Genomic DNA, 17153 nt, shown 5'->3' with positions numbered 1-17153 from the left:
CGGCGCGATTACACTTTTATACAGCGGATTCCCGGAAAAGTACGGCGGTAGATATAATACCGTGAAGAAATCCGCAAAACGAAATGATAGATTTAACCAAAACAAACAGAAAGGAAGTTTTGCCTTGACAGTACAAAAGATTACTGTTGTGGGGGCCGGTGTAATGGGGCGCGGGATAGCTTATGTCTCTGCCCTTGCCGGTTTTTCCACGACATTGGTGGATGTCTCCGGCGTAAAGCTTGAGGAAGCAATAACTTATGCAAAACGGACATCTGAAAAGGGAATGAAGCTTGGTAAAGTTACCACTGAACAAGCGAGGAATATGACGGCTAATCTTCGTACGTCTCCTGTACTTGAAGAAGCATCCAAAACTGCAGATTTTATCATTGAAGCTGTACCGGAAAAACGTGACCTAAAAAAAAGCGTTATGGAAACTGCTTCGGCAAATGCTCCGGATCACGCGATTTTGACTTCCAACACATCGACAATCAGTCCAACCGAACTTGCTTCGTACACAAACCGCCCGGGTCAGTTTGCTGTCATGCATTTTTTTAATCCGGTTCATCGGATGCGTCTTGTGGAAATGGTCAAAGGACTGGATACAGAAGATGAAACTGTTGCTGCTATTCGATCCGTGGCTGAACAAATGGGCAAGGAAACGGTGGAAGTGAATGAGTTTCCGGGGTTTGTGACAAGCCGAATCAGTGCGCTGGTCGGAAATGAAGCATTTCTTATGCTCCAGGAGGGTGTAGCTGCTGCGGAAGATATTGATAAAGCCATTAAACTTGGTTTGAACTATCCGATGGGGCCACTGGAGCTTGGTGATCTTGTCGGATTGGATGCACGGTTGAATAATTTGAAGTATTTACATGAAACCCTTGGTGAAAAGTATCGTCCGGCACCTCTTTTGGAGCAATATGTGAAAGCTGGCCGGCTGGGTCGGAAATCCGGAAGAGGTGTATATGATTATACGGAAAAAAGTGAGTTGGTAAAAAAATGAAAGAAGTTGTTATCGTTGATGCAGTCCGCACACCAATTGGCAGATACAGGGGATCCTTAAAGCATGTCCGCCCCGATGATCTGGGCGCTGTCGTTATTAAAGCGCTGCTGGACCGGAATCCAGGACTGCCTGCAGCAGAAATTGAAGATGTTGTGCTTGGAAATGCCAATCAGGCTGGTGAGGATAACCGTAATGTCGCCCGAATGGCAGGGTTACTTGCCGGACTTCCCGTACAGGTGGGTGGTACAACGATTAATCGTCTGTGCGGATCAAGTCTTGATGCGGTCATGTATGCTGCACGGGCAATAGCTGTCGGGGAAGGGGATATCTTTATTGCCGGTGGAACCGAAAGCATGACACGGGCGCCGCTGGTAATGCCCAAGCCGGATAAAGCTTTTCCGCGCGGTAATCAGGAACTTTATGATACGACCATCGGATGGCGTTTTATAAATCCTGAATTGGCAAAATCATTTGGGACAGATTCCATGCCGCAAACTGCTGAAAATGTTGCAGAACAATTTGGGATTACTCGTGAGGAACAAGATAATTTTGCCTACGAAAGCCAGATTCGGGCGAAAAAGGCGATGGAAAATAACCAGTTTGCTGACGAAATTGTACCCGTCATCTACACAGATCGAAAAGCGGGTAAGATTACGGTTGATACCGACGAACATCCGCGCCCGGAAACCTCACTGGAAAAACTCGGCAACCTTAAGCCACTCTTTGAAAGAGGCACGATTACTGCGGGAAATGCGTCCGGTGTTAATGACGGGGCATCCGCATTGCTTGTAATGAGTGCTGAAAAAGCCAGTGAGTTAGAACTCAAACCATTGGTGAAGTATGTTGCTGGTGCTGCAGCGGGACTGGAACCGAAAATTATGGGGCTTGGTCCGATTTATGCAAGCCGGAAAGCGATGGAACGTTCAGACCTTAGTGTGAAGGATATCGATTTGGTTGAGCTGAATGAAGCATTTGCTTCCCAGTCGCTTGAATGTATCCGCCGGCTTGAACTTGACCAACAGAAAGTAAATGTGAACGGTGGAGCAATTGCATTTGGCCATCCGGTCGGTGCAAGCGGCGCACGGATTTTAACAACGCTTATCCACCAGATGAAAAAGCAAAAGACAAGATACGGGTTGGCGACGATGTGTGTCGGGGTTGGCCAGGGAATTGCAACAATTGTAGAGAATGCCGGGGATTAGAAAAGTTGAAGGGGCTGTCCTTATGTCGACTATACTTTTGCAAAAGAAAAATAATATTGCATTTGTAACAATTAACAGAGAAGAAGTATTGAACTGTTTTGACTACATAACACTCTCACGGTTTCGGGAAGTCGTTGAAGAAGTCCATCTTGATCCGGAGGTTAAAGCGGTTTTATTTACCGGGGCGGGTGATAAATCATTTAGTGCCGGTGCTGATTTGAAAGAACGAAAAATACTTAACGAAAAGGAGGTCCGACGAAATGTAAAAGTAATCCGGGATGTCTTTAACAGTATTGCCTCATTGCCGCAGCCAACAATAGCCGCGGTAAATGGTTATGCATTTGGAGGTGGCTTTGAGCTGATGCTGGCTTGTGATTTTGCCATCGCCGTAAATGGGGTCGTCATGGGACTCACGGAAACGAACTGGGCAATTATCCCTGGAGCCGGTGGAACGCAGCGTCTGCCGCGATTGGTTGGCGAAATGAAGGCAAAAGAACTGATTCTTACTGCCAAAAAATTCGCTGCTGAGGAAGCGCTTGAAATGGGACTTCTTTTGAAGGTTGTAAAGAAGCATGAATTGCACGATACTTGTCTGCAAATTGCTGCTGATATAATGAAGAACGGCCCAGTTGCAGTAAAACAAGCGAAGTATGCAATTACAAGCGGAATGAACACAGACTTGCAAACCGGATTGGAAATGGAAGCAAAAGCGTATGAATTAACGATTCCAACCGAAGACCGACTTGAGGCACTTGCCGCATTTAACGAAAAACGGAATCCAGAGTTTAAAGGAAAATAGATAATCGTGAAAGTCAAAGGAGTGGTAACTATGAACCCGGTCTGTAAGACGCTTGGAATAACCTATCCGATTGTTCAGGGCGGAATGGGGAATATCAGCAATGCCCAGCTCGCTGCAGCTGTGTCTGAAGCAGGGGGGCTTGGGACAATCGGGTGTGGCACAATGACACCGGAACAGGTTGAAAAAATTATTAAGGAAGCGACAGAACGGACAAATAAACCGTTTGCTGTCAACATTGCCATCAATGTTTCGGAGCACGTTGAGGAAATAATTCAATTGGTAACAGAATATAATGTACCAGTTGTTTCTTTATCGGCCGGGAACCCGGCAGGTCATATTTCTGTTCTGCATGAACACAATATTAAAGTTCTAACCGTGGTTGCTTCCGTTAAACATGCCAAAAAAGCGGAATCAGCTGGTGCTGACATCATTGTTGCTGAAGGATTTGAGGCCGCTGGAATTAATTCCAATCTGGAGCTGACGACATTTACACTGATTCCCCAGGTTAGCCGTAATGTCAGTGTGCCGGTTATAGCCGCTGGTGGTGTAGGTGATGGCAGGGGATTGGCGGCAGCAATTGCCCTCGGAGCATCGGGGGTACAGCTGGGAACAAGTCTTATTTCAACAAAAGAAGCACCTTTTCATGATGTTTATAAACAGGGGCTTGTTGCGTCAGAAGGAACCGGGACAGTACTTATCGGTAGAACCTATGGCCGGATGCGGCGTATTTTGAATACCGATTATGCCCAACAATTACAGGAACTCGAGAAGAATGGTATGTCCCTGGAGCAGTACAGCACGATGACATCGGAACTTCAGCATCAGAAGGGTGCGCTTGACGGGGATCTGGAACACGGATTTATGAATGCCGGTCAGGTAACAGGTTTAATTGAACGAGTTATGACTGTACAGGAAGTTATTGATGGGATGGTAAATGGTGCAAAAGAACAATTGGAGAATATGGCAGGTTTGCTGGAGTAATTTCCCGGGCTAAAAAGGTTGGTTACATACACCACCCATTTATCCGGGTGATCGCTTCTTTGTTTAAAAATAGGAATATTTCGGAAAATATTGACGGTGTTATCACACAATGATAAAATAGCGTTGAAATAACGTCATATGATGCCTGTTTTTGAAAGCGCTTTAATACTAGGGATGAACACATCAAAATACCGCTATAGGAGGATTGTTATGGGGTTAGTTAAGGATTCATCCATCACGCAGGAATTTGCATTGCTCGATAAAATGTCCGAACATGAGCAGGTTGTCTTTTGCAATGATCCTGCAACAGGATTACGGGCAATAATTGCGATACATAATACGACACTGGGGCCGGCCCTTGGAGGATGCCGAATGCGCCCTTATTCTAACCTTGATGAGGCACTTGAGGATGTGCTTCGCCTGGCAGAAGGGATGACATATAAATGTGCAGCAGCCGATGTAGATTTTGGCGGTGGAAAAGCAGTTATAATTGGAGACCCGCAAACAGACAAAACACCGGAACTGTTTCGCAGTTTCGGTCAGTATGTCGAGTCCCTGGGAGGACGGTTTTATACCGGAACCGACATGGGAACGAACATGGATGACTTCGTATATGCCATGAAGGAGACAAACAATATTGTCGGCGTTCCCGAAGTGTATGGGGGCGGTGGTGATTCATCGATTCCGACCTCCAATGGGGTATTATATGGATTGAAAGCGACAAATCAGATGCTGTTTGGTAATGACGATCTATCCGGAGCTGTATATGCCATACAAGGTCTTGGAAAGGTCGGATATAAGGTAGCTGAAGGTCTTCTTGATGAAGGTGCAGAAGTCTATGTGACAGATATCAGCGGGAAAAATGTGAATTCGATTTTAGAAGAAGCTGAATCTGCACCGGGAGTTGCCAGGTGTGTGCCAAGTGATGAAATCTATTCACAGGAGGCTGATATATTTGTTCCATGCGCATTTGGAGGGGTCATTAATGATCAAACAATCAATGAGTTGAACGTAAAAGCAATTGCAGGCTCAGCTAATAACCAGCTTCAGTCAGAACAGCATGGGGAGGAGTTGGCTGACAAGGGAATTTTGTATGCTCCCGATTACATTATTAATTCGGGAGGACTAATCCAGGTTGCTGATGAATTGTATGGTGCAAATAAGGAAAGAGTGCTCATGAAAACGAAGGAAATTTATAATGTCTTGTTAAATGTTTACCAACAAGCTGATAAAAGCAGTCAGTCTACAATCGAAGCGGCAAATCATATTTGTGAAAATGTATTGGAATCAAGAAGGAGACGAAATAATTTCTATACCCGATCAATCAAACCGAAATGGGATATCCGTAATTAAGAAGGGGGAAACCAAATGGGGTTACAATATCCTGTCAAACAAATCATTGACGATGAAGGACACCTTGTAGATGATTCCGATAAATCCCGGTTCGATTCCAAGTTCGTCAATAAATTGTTTTATCACATGTATCGAATTAGAACATTTGATCAAAAAGCAACCAGGTTGCAGCGTCAGGGGAGGATTGGGACATATCCGCCTTTTAGCGGGCAAGAGGCTGCACAAGTGGGCAGTGCCTTGGCAATGTCTGAAGGTGACTGGATGTTCCCGACATACCGTGATCACGGAGCAACCTTGACATATGGCGCTGACATGACGCGAATGTTTTTGTATTGGAATGGCAGAATGGAGGGGTGTGTTCCACCGGATGATAAAAACATTTTCCCGCCGGCAGTTCCCATAGCGAGTCAGATTCCGCATGCAGTCGGAGCATCATGGGCTGAAAAAAGAAAGAAAACAAACCGTGTCGCTATCGCGTATTTTGGTGATGGTGCAACTTCACAGGGCGACTTTCATGAAGGATTGAATTTTGCAAGTGTATTTCAGACACCTACTATATTTTTTAATCAAAATAACGGTTATGCGATTTCCCTTCCCGTTGAAAAGCAAATGAATTCCAAAACAATTGCTCAAAAAGGATCCGGCTACAACATGCGGAGTGTCCGGGTAGATGGTAATGACTGCTTTGCTGTGTATTTTGAAACGAAAAAGGCGGTTGACCATGCACGTGCCGGAGGGGGACCAACGTTAATCGAAGCGGTTACCTGGCGAACCGGTGCACATACTACCGCAGATGACCCAAGTAAATACCGTCCTGCTGATAAGGGCGTTGATATTGTTGATCCACTGACACGTCTCGAAGGATTCATGAATTTGTATGGCTTATGGAATGAGCAGGAAATCATCGAAGTCAAATCAACGCTCAAAGAAGAAGTTGATGGGGCAATTGAGGCGATGGAAGAATACCCCGCAGCAAACGTGGAAGATATGTTTGACCATATATATGCAGAACTTCCGGAGCAGCTTCTCGATCAAAAGGAGTCATATCTTTCATTATTGAGGGAAAATTAACCGGCTGATTGAGATTGGAAAGGAGAAATGATTATGGCCATTGACTGGAACCGTGAAGTGAAACAACCGGAAGCAGTTAAATCAATGACAATGATTCAGGCAATCAATGACGCTATGAAAACAATGCTGGAATTGGATGACAGTACACTGGTGCTTGGCGAGGATGTAGGCAAAAATGGTGGTGTGTTCCGTGCAACGGATGGACTTCAGGAACTTTTTGGGGAGGATCGTATTGTTGATACACCGTTGGCTGAGTCCGGAATTATTGGTACATCGGTAGGGCTTGCTGTAAATGGATTCAAACCAATAGCGGAGATTCAATTTATGGGATTCATTTATCCAGCGTACAACCAAATCATGACTCATGTTTCAAGAATCCGGATGAAAACGATGGGCCATTTTAGTGTACCGATGGTGATCAGGGCTCCATATGGTGCCGGAATTCGTGCACCTGAAGTACATTCAGATAGTATGGAGGCAATTTTTACCCATATGCCGGGTCTGAAAGTGGTATGCCCATCTTCGCCAGCACAGGCAAAAGGATTGCTTATTGCATCAATTGAAGATCCCGATCCGGTTCTTTTTTTAGAACCAATGCACAATTACAGGGCATCCAGGGAAGATGTACCGACCCGAAAATACCTAACTGAGATTGGAAAAGGTCGACAGCTAAGTGAAGGAACTGATGTCAGTGTAATTGCTTGGGGTGCAATGATTCCCGTTGTGGAGAAGGCAGTAAAAAAAGCGGAACAAAAAGGAATTTACTGTGACATAATCGATGTGCAGACATTATACCCGCTTGACCGGAAGCTTATCGCGGAATCAGTAAAAAAAACAGGCAGAGCTGTTATTGTCCATGAAGCACAGGCAACGGGAGGATTCGGGGAACATATTGCCTCCACCATAAATGATAAAGCATTTCTGTATCTTCGTTCTCCGATTGAACGGGTTGCGGGATTCGATGTACCGGTTCCATTCTTTGCCTTGGAGGATTATTATTTGCCAAGTGCTGACCGGGTGCTGCAAAGTATCGAAAAAGCCGTTTATTTTTAGCGGCTAAGAACGTATAAATACTTTCTTACTGGATAAGCCCAAACAAGAACATCGAATGCCTCCAATAAGCACAAAACGTTTTCATAAGATCCCTTTAGCGATAAGCCGAAGTTTTGCTAAAGGATCCTATATTGCTCTTCGGAAGAGTTTATAGATCCGGAGAGTACGCTACATATAAAACTTTTTTACCACGAAGTATTTCCATTCTGACAGAAACGTTGTACAATTAAATTATTGAATTTTTTGGCAGTTGTAAAATGTGAAAATTTTGCTTGTCGTATAAGTTAACGAAGGCTTTCACCGTCAATGTCCGGTGATAAGCCTCGTTTTCTAAAAAATCCAAAATGGAATGGGGGACTATGCAGATGAAAAAGGGCTTACTTATGTTGGTGATGTTAATTGGCATGATGATGATTGCAGCATGCGGTTCGAATGAATCTTCCGGAGCAGAGGATTCTGACAGTGGCAGTGAAGGATCCGGGGAGACTTACACTATCGGAGCAACCCAAATTCTGGAACACCCATCGCTCGATGCCGCATATAAAGGCTTTAAGGACGCAATTTCCGAAGCCGGATTAAATGTGGAGTATGATTATCAAAGTGCACAGAATGACATGAACAACGTCAGCGCAATCAGCAATAAATTTGTGACAGACGGTGTGGATCTGATTTTTGCCAACTCCACTCCAAGTGCGTTGGGTGCACTGCAGGCAACACAGGACATCCCGATTTTGTTTACTTCGGTAACGGATCCAGTCGGTGCCGGCTTGGTTGAAGCAATGGATAAGCCCGGTGAAAACATTACGGGGGTAACGGATCTCCATCCAGATGCCATCAAAAAGACCGTTGAATTTATCGATAAATATTTCGAAGGCGCTTCCGTCGGGTTAATTTATAATGCCGGGGAGCAAAACTCAGTTTCACAGATTGAGTCCGTTAAGAAGGCTGCAGAAGGAACGAGTTTAACGTTTGTCGAGCGTACAGTCGCAAATTCTTCTGAGGTTCAGCAGGCAGCATCGACCATTGTCAGTGAAGCTGATGTTATTTATGTTGTGACTGATAATACCGTTGTTTCCGCATTGGAGACTGTTGTCGGCGTGGCCAATGAACAGGATATTCCATTGATTGTCGGAGAGCCGAATTCACTTGAAAAAGGCGGTTTTGCAACATATGGAATCAGTTATTATGATATAGGCTATCGCACTGGTGAAATGGCTGTTAAGGTTTTAACGGGTAAAAAGGAAACGTCCGATATTCCAGTTGAGTATCCGCCTAAAATCGAATTGTATATCAATAAACAGGCTGCAGAGAAACAGGGGATTGAGTGGAACAGTGAATGGGACGAAGCAAAGTTTGTGGAAGAGAAGTAGTTTGATACGGATTAGTAGGGCACCCGGAACACATGCCTTATTAATCCGATCTTCAACAAAGTAGATTGCGAGAAGGGGGAAAATATGTTTCTATCAGTATTTAACGCGGTTGAACTAGGGGTTATTTATGCAATTATGGCTTTAGGAGTCTATTTATCCTTCCGCATTCTGGATTTTCCTGACCTGACTGTTGATGGGAGCTTTGTAACGGGTGCTGCGGTTGCTGCGATTTCCATCATAAGTGGAGTCCATCCCATTATCGCGAGTCTGCTGGCAGGACTGGCTGGTTTTCTGGCAGGCTGTATTACAGGAATTCTACATGCAAAAGGAAATATCAATGCACTTCTTTCCGGAATTCTCATGATGATTGCCCTCTATTCCATTAATCTGCGGATTATGGGTCAGCCTACATTATCGCTGTTGAGTGAATCAACTGTTTTTAAGCAATTGGAGTCACTATGGGAAAAAACCGGGCTGGATCCAATTTTGAATGGGTTGTTCACATTTTTTGGCACCAACAATGCCCCGCCAACTTGGAGTATTGTACTGATCATGATTGTGGTAACCCTTGCTATCAAATTATTGACCGATTATTATTTGAAAACAGAAGTCGGATTGGCGCTTCGTGCGACAGGCGATAACCAGGTGATGATCAGAAGTTTGTCAGCGAACACAGACTCCTTAATCATTGTCGGAATCGGGGTTTCCAATGCACTTGTTGCTTTTTCCGGCGGGCTGATTGCCCAACATGGCGGATTTGCTGACGTCAACATGGGGATTGGAATGATTATTATTGGTCTTGCCTCTGTTATTATCGGTGAGGCACTGTTCGGAACCAAAACAATTGCCCGGGCCACTTTGGCAGTAATCGGCGGTGCCATCATTTACCGCATTGTGGTGGCCATGGCACTCCGTGTTGGATTTTTGGAAACCGGTGATATGAAAATGATTACTGCATTACTTGTTATTGTTGCGCTTGTTGCGCCAAAATACATGCACGCCAGAAAAGAGAAAAAGCGCCGGGCGGCAAAACAGATTAAGCTGCAGCAAAGTAAGGCCGGGGAGGTGGATGGAAGTGCTTAGCATGAGGGATATTTCCATAACATTTAACGAGGGAACACCTGATGAAAAAAAGGCGTTGCAGCATGTTGAGCTGGACATGGACAAAGGTGAATTTGTCACGGTTATCGGCAGTAATGGTGCCGGAAAATCAACCTTGATGAATGTTGTCAGCGGGAACCTTATTCCGGATATTGGCGAAGTAAACATTAATGGAAGAAATGTTGTCCATCTTCCGGAATATAAACGATCCAAATTTATTGGTCGGGTGTTCCAGGATCCAATGGCCGGAACTGCACCTTCCATGACGATTGAGGAAAATCTGGCAATGGCGTACGCCCGCAACAAAAAGCGGAGACTTGTTCCTGGGGTTACGAAAAAACGGAAGGATATGTTTAAAGAAACACTTTCCAGTCTGAACCTGGGGCTTGAAGACCGGCTGAATGCCAGGGTAGGATTTCTCTCCGGCGGCGAGCGGCAGGCTTTATCCTTGTTGATGGCAACGTTCACCGAACCGAATATTCTGCTTCTTGATGAGCATACAGCCGCACTTGATCCCTCCAGGGCAAAATTGATTACCAACCTGACAGATGATGTTATTAAGAAGTATGATTTAACCACATTGATGGTAACACATAATATGCAGCAGGCGCTTGATTTAGGTGACCGGCTGATAATGATGGATAAAGGGCAGATTATCCTCGACATCGCCGGAGAGGAAAAACAAAAGCTGACCATTCAAGATCTGTTAAAAGAATTCCAGCGCATTCGCGGAGCACAATTTGAAAGTGACCGTGCTGTTTTAGGTTAGCTGTGTAGAAGGAGCGGGGTGTTTTCCGGTTAGGGAAACATTCCGTTTTTTTTGTAACGTCAGAAAGTATAAATTATGGTTGACCTTATAAGAAAAACTTCGGCAATCGCTATAAGACGAGGCGAATGCCGAGTTTTTCTAAGCAGTAAGAAAGTATAAACTTTCTTACTGCATAAGTGCAAAGTTCGCCTGATTCGAATGTTACCCTGCACAGCAAATCAACTTACGATGGATAGGTTGCATGCTCATTGTTGCTTACCTCTTTTCAAATGGACAAAAAAAGGCTATGATATACGTTGTATGCAGAAATAAATTAGCCCTTTTTAACGCATTTTGGAAACATGGGGGGGATATGATGAAGAAGGCACGTATAATCTATAATCCGACATCTGGACGGGAAGTCTTCCGAAGAGAATTGGCAACTGTCCTGGAGCGTTTTGAAGTTGCGGGCTATGAAACGTCCGCACACGCGACGACAAGTGAAGGTGATGCTGTTAACGCTGCAAAAATTGCCGTTGAACGCCAGTTTGATTTGGTTGTTGCTGCCGGCGGGGACGGGACGATTAATGAAGTCATTAATGGGCTTGCGGAACAGGAATACCGTCCGAAACTCGGAATTATTCCGACAGGCACCACCAATGATTTTGCCCGGGCATTATGCATTCCCCGTGACATTAAAAAGGCTGTTGATATTATTCTGGATGGGCAATCTATGCTCCTTGACATCGGTCGGGTTAATGACCATTATTTTATGAATATAGCGGGCGGCGGTAAGTTAACCGAATTAACATATGAAGTGCCAAGCAAGTTAAAAACAATGCTGGGTCATATGGCTTATTATATGAAAGGTATTGAAATGCTTCCGTCCTTGAAACCGACACGGGCACGAATTGAGTATGATGGAACTGTCATTGACGAGGATATTATGCTTTTTCTTGTCTCCAATACCAATTCTGTCGGTGGATTTGAAAAACTGGCACCGGATGCCAGAGCAAATGATGGCTACTTTGATCTTATCATTATAAAGAATGCTAATTTGGCAGAATTTGTCCGCATTGCAAGTCTGGCACTGCGCGGGGCACACCTGGAGGATAAGCATATCATCTACGCCCAGGCGAAGCAGGTTAACGTTACGACGGACGAAAAAATGCAGCTGAATATAGATGGCGAATTCGGCGGGCTTTTACCGGGGACATTTACCAACTTGCAGCAGCATATTGAATTTTTTGTTCCGGATAAATTTGTGGAAAAGGAAAGGTCTGCAGCTGAAATGGAAGAAGATCCACTATCCCGGTAGTATGTAGGGGAATGGATCTTTTTCCATTTCAAGTCAATCAGTATGCTTTTTTTCCGGATAGTCCATTTTATCGGAAATGGACTGAAGTATCGAATTTCGTTCCTTTTGCGTTTTGATGAAGGTAACAGCAAACCAAACAATCAGCGCTAAAATTCCTATGTACAAGAGAAACATAATAATGATTGGGATGAATGCTGCCATGACAGGTATTGCTTCCACAAGTTCACCTCCTTTAGAAAAATATATGTTGTCCACAATTGAATTACAACAAATACACTGCAGATACATTATATATTCATTTTAATCGTATATTACCCCGCAGGCAATTCAAGTTCCAGCCATGATAAGACGAAAATTACGCGAAAAGGAAGGTTCCCATGAGTAAACAAACTCCTCCAGTTAAAAAGAATGAAACAATCACATTGCAATTTGAAGACCTCACCCATGAAGGAAGTGGCGTCGGCAAGATAAATGGTTATCCGCTGTTTGTCCCGCGGGCATTACCCGGCGAAGAGGGTACGATAAAAGTCGTTAAAGTAAATAAAAACTTTGGTTTTGGTAAGTTGCTGGAGCTGACGAAAGAAAGTCCTGAACGTATTGAACCGGTATGTGATATCAAATGCAGCGGATGCGGCCTTCAGCACATGAGCTATCAGCTGCAGCTTGAGATGAAACAAGCTCAGGTGAAAAATACGATGAAAAAGGTTGCTCACCTGGATCATGTACCAGTTCATCCGATTATCGGCATGGACAAGCCGCTGCATTACCGGAATAAGGCGAAAATTCCGGTCGGTGAGAAGAACGGCGAGCTCATAACCGGGTTTTATCAAAGACGCAGCCATCGGATTATTGAAAATACCGAAACGTGCACAACCCATAATCAAGTAATTAATGAGGTCGTTAAGACAATCCGTAAAATTGCCAACAAGCTTGGTATAAAAGCATATAATGAGGTGGCGCATGAAGGAGTGCTGCGTCATATTATGGTGCGAACAGGTCAGGAAACGAAAGATATTATGGTTGTGTTGGTCACACGGACAGCTAAGCTGCCGCACCAAGAAGAAATTGTCAAAGCCTTAACTGATAAATTTCCACACATCAAATCGATTGTCCAAAATGTTAATAGTGAGCGGAAAAATGCCATCATGGGTGATAAAACGAAATTAATTTGGGGCGATGAATATATTTATGACAAAATCGGTGACATAACCTTTGCGATTTCAGCTAAATCATTTTACCAGGTTAATCCACTCCAGACGAAGACGCTTTATGATAAAGCACTGGAGTACGCGGACGCGGGTAGTAAAGATACAGTAGTCGATGCGTATTGCGGAATTGGAACGATCTCATTATTTTTGGCACAGCAAGCGAAGAAAGTTTATGGCGTGGAGGTCGTGCCGGAAGCAATTACCGATGCCAAGAAAAATGCAAAAATGAATGGCATCACAAACGCGGAATTTTATGTCGGTGAAGCGGAAAAAATCATGCCATGGTGGAAGGCGCAGGGGCTGGATCCGGATGTTATCGTGGTAGATCCGCCACGTAAAGGATGTGACGAGGAGCTGCTCCAGGCAATGGTTGAAATGCAGCCGAAGCGGATTGTTTACGTTTCCTGCAATCCATCTACACTGGCGCGAGATCTGCGCATTCTGGAAGACGGCGGATTTAAAACACAGGAAGTACAGCCGGTTGATATGTTCCCGCAGACACCGCATATTGAGTGTGTATGCTGGCTGGAGAGATGATTGTCTTTTGCAATCAGATTGATAAAACGCGCTTAAACGTGGTATAAGTGTAAAGGGAATCGGGACATCTTTGCATTTTTTGTCCTATAATGAGAGGAATTGAAATTGAAATGACAGATAATTTTTGGCATACATTACCACGTCCGTTTTTTGTACTGGCTCCAATGGAAGATGTGACACATGTTGTTTTTCGCCATGTAGTAAGCGCGGCAGCCAGACCGGATGTGTTTTTTACAGAGTTTACAAACACAGAGAGCTATTGTCATCCAGAGGGAATCTATAGTGTGCGCGGGCGTTTGACGTTTACAGAAGATGAACGACCAATGGTGGCTCATATATGGGGGGATAAGCCGGAATATTTTCGGCAGATGAGCATTGGTATGGCTAAACAAGGCTTTCAGGGTGTGGATATCAATATGGGTTGTCCTGCACCAAACGTGGCCCCCAAAGGAAAAGGGTGCGGTCTTATCCGTCGTCCGGATGTTGCAGCGGAAATCATTCAAGCAGCAAAAGCCGGTGGATTGCCTGTAAGTGTGAAGACAAGGCTTGGTTACACAGATGTGGATGAATGGCGTGATTGGCTGACACATTTATTGGAACAAGACATCGTCAATCTCTCTATTCATCTGCGTACGAAAAAGGAAATGAGCAAAGTCGATGCCCATTGGGAACTGATTCCGGAAATCAAAAAACTGCGTGACGAGGTGGCACCGGATACCCTTTTAACGATCAATGGGGATATTCCTGACCGTCAAACCGGAATGGAGCTTGCCAATAAATACGGTGTTGATGGGGTTATGATTGGACGAGGAGTTTTCAAAAATCCATTTGCATTTGAACAAGAACCTCACGAACATAGCAGTAAGGAATTACTTGATCTTTTAAGGCTGCAGCTTGATCTCCATGATAAATATTCACAAGAGTTTGAGCCGCGCCCATTCAAACCGCTTCGTCGCTTTTTTAAGATATATATCCGAGGGTTTCGGGGGGCAAGTGAATTAAGAAACCAGTTGATGGAAGCAGAATCAACAGATGAAGTGCGTGCATTGCTCGATAATTTTGGGTGAAAGAATAGTAATCCTGCGAGCGGCCGAAGTAGCGTTACAAAAATCCCATTTGCCGTTGCAAATGGGATTTATACTGTATTTTATTAAACTACATACCTTGAGCCAAAATCACTCATACAATCCATACGTACTGTTAATATCCTGAACGAAAATAATTCCGTTGCCTGGTTCATCGATATTGAGTTTTTTTCGAATGGAGGAAACAATTGCATCGGTGCTTTCTTTCTCGGATAGAATCAGAACAATTTCCTTCTCCGGCTCAATTTCCATCGAAAAAACTTTACTGGTTTCGTGGATACCCGACCCTCTAGCGTTAATGATTGTACCGCCCTTTGAGCCAGCTTCAGTTGCTGCATCAATAACGTCCTCTGCGTTTCCTTTTTCGGTAATTACCGTAATGGCATGATACATTTTGTCATCTGCACCTCCGCTTTCCATCGTACGATCACTTTGAAAACTTCTAGCACCAAAGATTTGATTAATTGAGGCAGTAAAGGCGATGCCGTGATTTGGCTTGGTGAATTTGAATTTCTCATTAAGTCTTTCAAGCATCTGACCGGCTGTTGCTTTACTGGTTCCCAATAGAATGATTTCTTTTCTGACATTGGTTAAACCCAGCATTTCAAGCATTCTATTTTTAATCGTTCCTTTTCCGACCAGTATAGTCCCACCTGAAATACCGTTCTTTTTCGCTGTTTGCATAACTTTACTTCCTAGCCCGAAGTTAACGATAATACAGATCAATTCAAGATCTGCCGATTTAGCGTTGCTCGACATTGCGCTTTACTCCCCCTTTTCCTTTGCCTGATTTAAATTTAAATGCTAGACCCAATACCTGTAATGCAATTAAAGGTGTCATTGCAACAAGTGCAATCATGCCAAATCCATCAACAAGGACATCTGCACCTGCTGTAGCTTCCGCAGCTCCCTGGACAAACGCCAGTATAAAGGTTGCTGTCATCGGTCCTGAGGCAACACCACCGGAATCAAATGCAATCCCGACAAACAGTTTTGGAGCAAAATAAGTAAGTGTAATTGCAATGATATATCCTGGAAGCAGGTAATGCCACAATTCCAAGTCAGTAATCAGCACCCTCAGTATCGACAGCAGAACTGCCAGGCCAACCCCGAATGAGAGCGTACCCAGAACCACTGATCTTTTAACATAGCCACTCGTTACATCCTCGATTTGATTGGTAAGTACATGTACTGCAGGTTCAGCCAAAATGGTAACGAGCCCTAATGCAAAGGCTATGATAATGATATACACTTTATTATCAAGCGATGCTATATTATATCCCACGGCACTGCCAACGTCCATGAACCCGGCGTTTACACCGACAAGAAACAATACAAGACCAATAAACGTAAACAGCATCCCCATTAGAATTTTTCTAACTGCTTTCCTAGACATTTTAAACGATTTTTTCTGAAATACAAGGAAAATTAATAAAATCGGTAACAAAGCTACAATTATTTCAAACGTAATAACCGGTATCTCGTGCAGAAAAGGTCTGATTACGGAATTGGATTCATGTGCCTCTTCCAAACTGCCGGTCATTTTATCGGTTTGCATGATGATATTCATGAGCATCACGGCTATGATAGCACCGGTTGAGGCAATGGCTACTAATCCGAAACTGTCTTTTTCGGATGCTTTACTGTCTTTTTTCAATGTCGAAATACCTAAAGCGAGCGCCAGAATAAATGGTACGGTCAATGCACCGGTAGTTGCGCCGGATGCATCGAAAGAAATGGCTAAAAACTCTGGAGATGTAAAAATTGCAAGTACAAGAATGATCAGGTAAAGAATCGTTAACAGTTTATAAAGCGGGATATTATAGACGATTCGTACCAGACCGGTAGCGATAAGTAAACCAATCCCTATGGATACGACGATAACGAGGCTTGTTTTTGTTATCAGTCCAGACGTAACCATCTCGACCTGACCGGCAAGAATATGCAAGTCCGGTTCAGCAATTGAGATGAAAAAGCCCAGCAATAAGCCTGCAATCATAACAATCCAGATTTTATTTGACTTGGCAATGGCCTTTCCGATTGACTGGCCGATGGGAGTAATTCCGATATCTACACCAAACAAGAAAATCGATAATCCAATAATAATTAAAATTGCTCCAATAATAAATCGGGCAATCAGTGAGGGGTCAAGAGGCGTTAAAGTAAAATTCAGGATTAGGACCATTAAGGTAATGGGGAGTACGGCAAGCAATACTTCTTTTAACTTTGAAACCAGAACATTCAACGGCTTGTTCATCCTTTCTCTTTTTTAGGCAGATAAGTAAAAAATACTTTCTTACTGCATAAGTTCCACTAAGGTTGTCACC

General features: G+C 43.9%; 16 protein-coding genes. 13 read left to right on the top strand and 3 right to left on the bottom strand.

All coding sequences use genetic code 11. The features are described from left to right. Positions 1–163: 163 nt before the first annotated feature. The 11 genes from ABD010_RS06780 (at position 164) to ABD010_RS06730 (ending at position 11996) form a co-directional block, all read left to right on the top strand. Positions 164–1000 (top strand): 3-hydroxyacyl-CoA dehydrogenase, encoded by an 837-nt coding sequence (locus ABD010_RS06780; protein WP_425542259.1) that lies wholly within the window; start codon positions 164–166, stop codon positions 998–1000. Then, a complete protein-coding gene (locus tag ABD010_RS06775) occupies positions 997–2202 on the top strand; it encodes a thiolase family protein (RefSeq protein ID WP_343811474.1) in 1206 nt (401 codons plus the stop codon). Before ABD010_RS06780 ends, ABD010_RS06775 begins: the two co-directional genes overlap by 4 nt. 22 nt (positions 2203–2224) lie before the next feature. Continuing rightward, the gene (locus tag ABD010_RS06770) at positions 2225–3001 is read left to right on the top strand and encodes an enoyl-CoA hydratase-related protein (RefSeq protein ID WP_343811472.1); all 777 of its coding nucleotides are present in this window, start codon (positions 2225–2227) and stop codon (positions 2999–3001) included. A 30-nt stretch (positions 3002–3031) separates the two neighbouring features. Then, positions 3032–3982, top strand: coding sequence for an NAD(P)H-dependent flavin oxidoreductase (locus ABD010_RS06765; protein ID WP_343811470.1), 951 nt, complete (start codon positions 3032–3034; stop codon positions 3980–3982). Between the two features lie 210 nt (positions 3983–4192). Beyond that, the gene (locus tag ABD010_RS06760; protein ID WP_343811468.1) at positions 4193–5335 is read left to right on the top strand and encodes a Leu/Phe/Val dehydrogenase; all 1143 of its coding nucleotides are present in this window, start codon (positions 4193–4195) and stop codon (positions 5333–5335) included. 15 nt (positions 5336–5350) lie between these two features. Then, positions 5351–6406, top strand: coding sequence for a pyruvate dehydrogenase (acetyl-transferring) E1 component subunit alpha (gene pdhA, locus ABD010_RS06755; protein ID WP_343811466.1), 1056 nt, complete (start codon positions 5351–5353; stop codon positions 6404–6406). Positions 6407–6439: 33 nt separating this feature from the next. Further along, positions 6440–7459, top strand: a complete 1020-nt coding sequence (locus ABD010_RS06750) for an alpha-ketoacid dehydrogenase subunit beta (RefSeq protein ID WP_343811464.1) — start codon at positions 6440–6442, stop codon at positions 7457–7459. Positions 7460–7824: 365 nt separating this feature from the next. Beyond that, complete coding sequence (locus tag ABD010_RS06745; RefSeq protein WP_343811462.1) at positions 7825–8829, top strand: ABC transporter substrate binding protein; 1005 nt, start codon at positions 7825–7827, stop codon at positions 8827–8829. A gap of 84 nt (positions 8830–8913) precedes the next feature. Then, positions 8914–9912 carry an ABC transporter permease gene (locus ABD010_RS06740; RefSeq protein WP_343811460.1) on the top strand — a complete coding sequence of 333 codons (999 nt, stop codon included), beginning with the start codon at positions 8914–8916 and terminating at the stop codon, positions 9910–9912. 1 nt (position 9913) lies between these two features. After that, complete coding sequence (locus tag ABD010_RS06735) at positions 9914–10699, top strand: ABC transporter ATP-binding protein (RefSeq protein ID WP_425542258.1); 786 nt, start codon at positions 9914–9916, stop codon at positions 10697–10699. Between the two features lie 355 nt (positions 10700–11054). Further along, a complete protein-coding gene (locus tag ABD010_RS06730) occupies positions 11055–11996 on the top strand; it encodes a diacylglycerol kinase (protein ID WP_343811646.1) in 942 nt (313 codons plus the stop codon). Positions 11997–12029: 33 nt separating this feature from the next. Here the strand turns inward: ABD010_RS06730 and ABD010_RS06725 are convergent, their stop codons facing one another. Continuing rightward, positions 12030–12215 (bottom strand): hypothetical protein, encoded by a 186-nt coding sequence (locus ABD010_RS06725; protein ID WP_343811456.1) that lies wholly within the window; start codon positions 12213–12215, stop codon positions 12030–12032. Positions 12216–12373: 158 nt separating this feature from the next. Between ABD010_RS06725 and rlmD the strand changes: the two genes are divergently transcribed. Together rlmD and ABD010_RS06715 are read left to right on the top strand one after the other, a co-directional pair. Next, the gene (gene rlmD / locus ABD010_RS06720) at positions 12374–13741 is read left to right on the top strand and encodes a 23S rRNA (uracil(1939)-C(5))-methyltransferase RlmD (protein WP_343811454.1); all 1368 of its coding nucleotides are present in this window, start codon (positions 12374–12376) and stop codon (positions 13739–13741) included. A 110-nt stretch (positions 13742–13851) separates the two neighbouring features. After that, the gene (locus ABD010_RS06715; RefSeq protein ID WP_343811452.1) at positions 13852–14808 is read left to right on the top strand and encodes a tRNA dihydrouridine synthase; all 957 of its coding nucleotides are present in this window, start codon (positions 13852–13854) and stop codon (positions 14806–14808) included. A gap of 108 nt (positions 14809–14916) precedes the next feature. On the opposite strand, the gene ABD010_RS06710 is transcribed toward ABD010_RS06715, so the two are convergent. Together ABD010_RS06710 and ABD010_RS06705 are read right to left on the bottom strand one after the other, a co-directional pair. Next, the gene (locus ABD010_RS06710) at positions 14917–15585 is read right to left on the bottom strand and encodes a P-II family nitrogen regulator (protein ID WP_343811450.1); all 669 of its coding nucleotides are present in this window, start codon (positions 15583–15585) and stop codon (positions 14917–14919) included. Beyond that, positions 15569–17071, bottom strand: a complete 1503-nt coding sequence (locus tag ABD010_RS06705) for a DUF1538 domain-containing protein (RefSeq protein WP_343811448.1) — start codon at positions 17069–17071, stop codon at positions 15569–15571. Before ABD010_RS06705 ends, ABD010_RS06710 begins: the two co-directional genes overlap by 17 nt. Between the last annotated feature and the right edge of the window lie 82 nt (positions 17072–17153).

Source organism: Virgibacillus siamensis (assembly GCF_039522605.1).
GTDB classification, from domain to species: Bacteria; Bacillota; Bacilli; order Bacillales; family Amphibacillaceae; genus Lentibacillus; species Lentibacillus siamensis.
Note: the sequence above shows the minus strand (reverse complement) of the source record. Positions and strands in the feature narration are given on the sequence as shown.

Bases quoted from the DNA above. Each gene is read 5' to 3' on its own strand.
- ABD010_RS06780 (WP_425542259.1), top strand. From the start codon at position 164: ATGGGGCGCGGGATAGCTTATGTCTCTGCCCTTGCCGGTTTTTCCACG.
- ABD010_RS06775 (WP_343811474.1), top strand. From the start codon at position 997: ATGAAAGAAGTTGTTATCGTTGATGCAGTCCGCACACCAATTGGCAGA.
- ABD010_RS06770 (WP_343811472.1), top strand. From the start codon at position 2,225: ATGTCGACTATACTTTTGCAAAAGAAAAATAATATTGCATTTGTAACA.
- ABD010_RS06765 (WP_343811470.1), top strand. From the start codon at position 3,032: ATGAACCCGGTCTGTAAGACGCTTGGAATAACCTATCCGATTGTTCAG.
- ABD010_RS06760 (WP_343811468.1), top strand. From the start codon at position 4,193: ATGGGGTTAGTTAAGGATTCATCCATCACGCAGGAATTTGCATTGCTC.
- pdhA (WP_343811466.1), top strand. From the start codon at position 5,351: ATGGGGTTACAATATCCTGTCAAACAAATCATTGACGATGAAGGACAC.
- ABD010_RS06750 (WP_343811464.1), top strand. From the start codon at position 6,440: ATGGCCATTGACTGGAACCGTGAAGTGAAACAACCGGAAGCAGTTAAA.
- ABD010_RS06745 (WP_343811462.1), top strand. From the start codon at position 7,825: ATGAAAAAGGGCTTACTTATGTTGGTGATGTTAATTGGCATGATGATG.
- ABD010_RS06740 (WP_343811460.1), top strand. From the start codon at position 8,914: ATGTTTCTATCAGTATTTAACGCGGTTGAACTAGGGGTTATTTATGCA.
- ABD010_RS06735 (WP_425542258.1), top strand. From the start codon at position 9,914: ATGAGGGATATTTCCATAACATTTAACGAGGGAACACCTGATGAAAAA.
- ABD010_RS06730 (WP_343811646.1), top strand. From the start codon at position 11,055: ATGAAGAAGGCACGTATAATCTATAATCCGACATCTGGACGGGAAGTC.
- rlmD (WP_343811454.1), top strand. From the start codon at position 12,374: ATGAGTAAACAAACTCCTCCAGTTAAAAAGAATGAAACAATCACATTG.
- ABD010_RS06715 (WP_343811452.1), top strand. From the start codon at position 13,852: ATGACAGATAATTTTTGGCATACATTACCACGTCCGTTTTTTGTACTG.
- ABD010_RS06710 (WP_343811450.1), bottom strand. From the start codon at position 15,585: ATGTCGAGCAACGCTAAATCGGCAGATCTTGAATTGATCTGTATTATC.